This window comes from Allostella sp., from assembly GCF_041913585.1.
Taxonomy (GTDB): Bacteria; Pseudomonadota; Alphaproteobacteria; order ATCC43930; family Allostellaceae; genus Allostella.
In genome coordinates this window covers 1-4,462 of sequence record NZ_JAYSFE010000214.1, presented here as the reverse complement: position 1 = coordinate 4,462, position 4,462 = coordinate 1, and the positions used below count along the sequence as shown (strand labels likewise).

Here is a 4,462-nt window from a genome sequence, read left to right as displayed (position 1 = left end):
TTGAGCCGCCCGCGCAGCTCGGCCTCCGGCCCGTTGGCGGTGAAGGTGATGCAGTCGACCGGGCAGATGTCGGCGCAGGCGTCGCACTCGATGCACAGCGTGTCGGTGAAGACCGTCTGCACGTCGCAGTTGAGGCAGCGCTGCGCCTCGGCGAAGGCGAGCTTGGGATCGAAGCCGAGCTCGACCTCGACCGCGATCGAGCGCAGCGTCTTCTCGGGCTCGGCCCACGGCACCCGGAAGCGATGGTCGAGGGAGATGTCGTTGTCGTAGCTCCACTCGTGGATGCCCATCTTCTGGCTGGACATGGCCACGGCGGGCTCCGGCCGCTCGGCGACGGGCTCGCCCCGGCAGAAGCGGTCGATCGAGATCGCCGCCTCGTGGCCGTGGGCCACCGCCCAGATGATGTTCTTGGGCCCGAAGGCGCTGTCGCCGCCGAAGAAGACGCGCGGGTTGGTCGACTGGAAGGTGGCGGCGTCGAGCTTCGGCAGACCCCAGCGGTCGAACTCGACCCCGGCGTCGCGCTCGATCCAGGGGAAGGCGTTCTCCTGGCCGACCGCGATCAGCACGTCGTCGCAGTCGATGCGTTCGTCGGGCTCGCCGGTCGGCACCAGCGAGCGCCGGCCCTTCTCGTCGTACTCGGCCCGCACCTTCTCGAACAGCATCCCGGTCAGGCGTCCGCCCTCGTGGACGAAGGCCTTGGGCACCATGAAGTTGAGGATCGGGATGCCCTCGTGGGTCGCGTCCTCCTTCTCCCAGGGCGAGGCCTTCATCTCGTCGTAGCCGGAGCGGACGACGACCTTGACGTCCTCGCCGCCGAGCCGCCGGGCCGACCGGCAGCAGTCCATCGCCGTGTTGCCGCCGCCCAGCACGATGACGCGCCGGCCGATGCGTTCGACATGGCCGAAGGAGACGCTGGCGAGCCAGTCGATGCCGACATGGATGTTGGCCGCGGCCTCCTGCCGGCCGGGCAAGTCGAGGTCCTTGCCCCGCGGCGCGCCGGTGCCGACGAAGACGGCGTCGAAACCCTCGTCCAGCACTGCGCGCAGGCTGGTGACCTCGGCGCCGAGCCGGAGCTCGACGCCCATGCCGGTGATGTAGCCGACCTCCTCGTCGATCACCTCCTCCGGCAGGCGGAAGCGGGGGATCTGGGTGCGGATCATGCCGCCGGCCTTGGGGTCGCGGTCGAAGACCACGCAGTGATAGCCGAGCGGCATCAGGTCGCGCGCGACGGTGAGCGCGGCCGGGCCGGCGCCGACCAGCGCCACCCGCTTGCCGCTCTTCGCCGCCGGGATCGCCGGCAGGCGGTCGCGGATGTCGTCCTTGTAGTCGGCGGCGACGCGCTTCAGCCGGCAGATCGCAACCGGGTCCGCCTCGACGCGGCCGCGCCGGCAGGCGGGCTCGCACGGGCGGTCGCAGGTGCGGCCCAGGATGCCGGGGAAGACGTTCGACTTCCAGTTGACCATGTAGGCGTCGGAATAGCGGCCGGCGGCGATGAGGCGGATATACTCCGGCACCGGCGTATGGGCGGGGCACGCCCACTGGCAATCGACGACCTTGTGGAAATAGCTGGGATTGCGTGTATCGGTGGGCGGAACACCGCCGACGCCGCCCGGCCCGTGACCATCCATGAAAAGCGTCCTTCCTCAGCCCCTCGATCGGCCCTCTGGCGGGACCTTTTCAGGGTCAGAAGCTTGCACCAACGCCCCGCCAGCCGCAACGAAGTTTCGCCGGAGCCCCGGAGCGCGGCCGGGCGGGGGTAGCCGGCAGCGGCATCGCGGACCATATCGCCTCCGACCCCGCGACGGTCGCCCGCCACCATCCGACAGGAATCCCGCCATGCGTGCCATTCCCGCAGCCACCGCCGGCCTCGCTGCCCTGCTCGTCGCCGCCCCGCTCGCCGCCCATCACGGCTGGGGCAACTACGATGCCGGCCAGACGCTGGAGCTGAACGGAACGGTGCGCGAGGTCAGCTACGACAATCCCCACGGCACGATGCGGCTCGAGGTTCCGGGCAAGACCTGGTTCGTGATCCTGGCCCCGCCGTCGCGCATGCGCGCCCGCGGCCTGACGCCGGAGATGGTGGCCGTCGGCAAGACCGTGACGGTCGTCGGCTACCCGCACCGCACCGATGGGGGGGAACTGCGCGCCGAGCGCGTCGTCGCCGCCGGCAAGACGGTGGAGCTGCGCTGACCGGCAGGCCTTCCGGCGATGGAGGCCGGACTGGCCTGGGCGCTGGCGCTGGAGCGCTCGGCCGTCGGCCAGGCGATCCGCGAATCGGCCTGGATCTATCCCTGGGCCAACGTGCTGCACGTGCTGGGCGTCGGGCTGATGCTGGGCACCATCGTCGCCTTCGACCTGCGGCTTTTGGGCGTCCTGCGTGCCGGCCGGCCGGCGGAGGCGGCGGCCCTGCTGCTGCCGATCGCCAGGGCCGGGTTCGCCCTCGCCCTGCCGACTGGCATCGTGCTCTTCGTCGCCGAGGCCCAGCCGGTGGCGACCAACCCCGTATTCCTCGTCAAGTTCGCCGCCGTCGCCGCCGGCCTCGCGAACATCGTGCTGTTCCATCGCGGGCGCTTCCGCGACATCGCGACCTGGGACGCGGTGCCGGCCGCCGGACGCCGGGCCGCGGCGATCTCGCTCGCCGCCTGGACGGTGGCCGCCGTCTGCGGCCGCTACGCCGCCTACGTCTGAGCGCGGCGGTTGCCCGTTGGCGCCGCCGCGGACGGCAATGCTAACGTCCGGGCCCCGACGCCGGACGAGGCACCGTTTCCATGAGCGCCGACGACATCGCCTTCGCCACGCCCTACACCAACCACTACTTCTCGTCCCTGTCCCCGGCGATGCTGCGCTTCGTGCCGCTGCTGCACCGGCAGCATGCCGGGCCGTCGGTCCTGGCGGCCAACGGCGGCGACCGCTTCACCTACGCGGAGTTCGGCTGCGGGCAGGCCCTCAGCCTGCTCATCATGGCGGCCGCCAATCCCAACGCGACCTTCTACGGCGTCGACTACAGCCCGGCCCACATCGCGCGGGCCCGGGCCATGGCCGACCGCGCCGGGCTCGCCAACGTCGTCCTGCTGGAGCGCGCCTTCGAGGACCTGCGGCCCGACGAGCTGCCGCCGCTCGATTTCGCGACCATGCACGGGATCTGGAGCTGGGTCCCGAATTCGACCCGCGATGCCCTGATCGGCCTGCTCGACCGGCACCTGAAGCCGGGCGGCACCCTCTATGTCAGCTACAACACGCTGACCACCTGGACCGGCCTGCTGCCGGTCCAGAAGCTGCTCTACGACTATGCCGAGCAGGCGACCGGCTCGCCCGAGGACCGGGCGCGCAAGGCGCTGGACTTCCTGGAATCGCTGATCGCGATCAACGCCGGCCACTTCAAGAACGCCAAGGCGCTGAGCGAGTGGCTGAAGCAGACCAAGTCGGGCGACATCCGCTACGTCCTGCACGAATATTTCGTGCGCCACTGGGAGCCGACGCCGCATTCGGAGGTGGCCCGGCGAATGGAGCGGGCGAAGCTGTCCTACGTCGGCACCACCGACCTCGTCGACACGATCGACCGTTTCACCATGACGCCGGAGACCGCCAAGGCGCTGGGCGAGGTGCCGGCCGGGTCGATCCGCGAGACCGTCAGCGACCTCCTGCGCAGCAACAGCTTCCGCCGCGACATCTATGTCCGCGGTCCCGTGCCGATGACCCCGGCCGAATGGCGGCAGCGCACCCGGCGCCAGCGCTTCGCCATGATCCGCCTGCGCGAGCGCTGCAATCTCAGCGTCAAGTTCCCGATCGGCACGGTCGAGCTGAACGAGCAGGCGTTCCGGCCGATCCTCGACCGGCTCGCCGCCGGGCCGGCGACCCTGGCGGAGGTCGCGGCCGAGGCCGGCGACACCCAGGACAGCAACCTGGTGCGCCGCGTCGTGACCATGGTCGCGGCGGGCTACGTCTACCCCGCTTCGGCCGTCGACGCCGATCCGGGCCCGTCGCAGCGCCTCAACCGCGTCATCGCCGACGAGATCGCCGCCGGGCACGCCCACGACGTCCTCGCCTCGCCGGTGCTGGGCTCGGGCGTGCGCATGGCGGCCTCGCGCATCGTCGACTTCGCCGCCGGCAAGGCGCCGCCCGAGGAAGGGTCCCAGGAGCGCAAGGACCATGAGTCCGAGCGCGCGACGATGGCGCGGCTGCGGGTCGGCTTCGCGCCCGGCTGAAACCCCGGCGTCAGTCGTCGCCGCGCTCGCGCGGCGGCGGCTGCTCGAGGCTCGCCGCCACCTCCAGCCCGTGCTCCAGCACCGGCCGGCCGACGAGGTTCCAGGCGGTGATGCCGTTGGCCATCAGTACCTGGACCAGCCCCTCGACCAGTTCGGGAACGGTCAGGCCGAGCTTCATCGCCTGGGTCAGGTGGCTCTTGGCGCCGACGAGGTTGCCGCCGGCGACGTCGAGCAGGACGAAGATGAACTCCTTGGTC

5 protein-coding genes are annotated in these 4,462 nt (G+C 71.2%); 3 read left to right on the top strand and 2 right to left on the bottom strand.

What is annotated here, in order from left to right; genetic code table 11:
- On the bottom strand, positions 1–1,628 hold a 1,628-nt coding region (locus tag ACE3Q3_RS23075; protein ID WP_374449997.1), incomplete at its 3' end, for an FAD-dependent oxidoreductase.
- A gap of 208 nt (positions 1,629–1,836) precedes the next feature.
- Between ACE3Q3_RS23075 and ACE3Q3_RS23070 the strand changes: the two genes are divergently transcribed.
- The 3 genes from ACE3Q3_RS23070 (at position 1,837) to ACE3Q3_RS23060 (ending at position 4,205) form a co-directional block, all read left to right on the top strand.
- On the top strand, positions 1,837–2,190 hold the full coding sequence (locus ACE3Q3_RS23070) for a DUF6152 family protein (RefSeq protein WP_374449995.1): 354 nt from the start codon (positions 1,837–1,839) through the stop codon (positions 2,188–2,190).
- An 18-nt stretch (positions 2,191–2,208) separates the two neighbouring features.
- Complete coding sequence (locus ACE3Q3_RS23065) at positions 2,209–2,688, top strand: hypothetical protein (RefSeq protein WP_374449994.1); 480 nt, start codon at positions 2,209–2,211, stop codon at positions 2,686–2,688.
- An 80-nt stretch (positions 2,689–2,768) separates the two neighbouring features.
- On the top strand, positions 2,769–4,205 hold the full coding sequence (locus ACE3Q3_RS23060; protein WP_374449992.1) for a methyltransferase regulatory domain-containing protein: 1,437 nt from the start codon (positions 2,769–2,771) through the stop codon (positions 4,203–4,205).
- 10 nt (positions 4,206–4,215) lie between these two features.
- On the opposite strand, the gene ACE3Q3_RS23055 is transcribed toward ACE3Q3_RS23060, so the two are convergent.
- A partial coding sequence (locus tag ACE3Q3_RS23055; protein WP_374449990.1) for a hypothetical protein occupies positions 4,216–4,462 on the bottom strand: 247 nt, incomplete at its 5' end.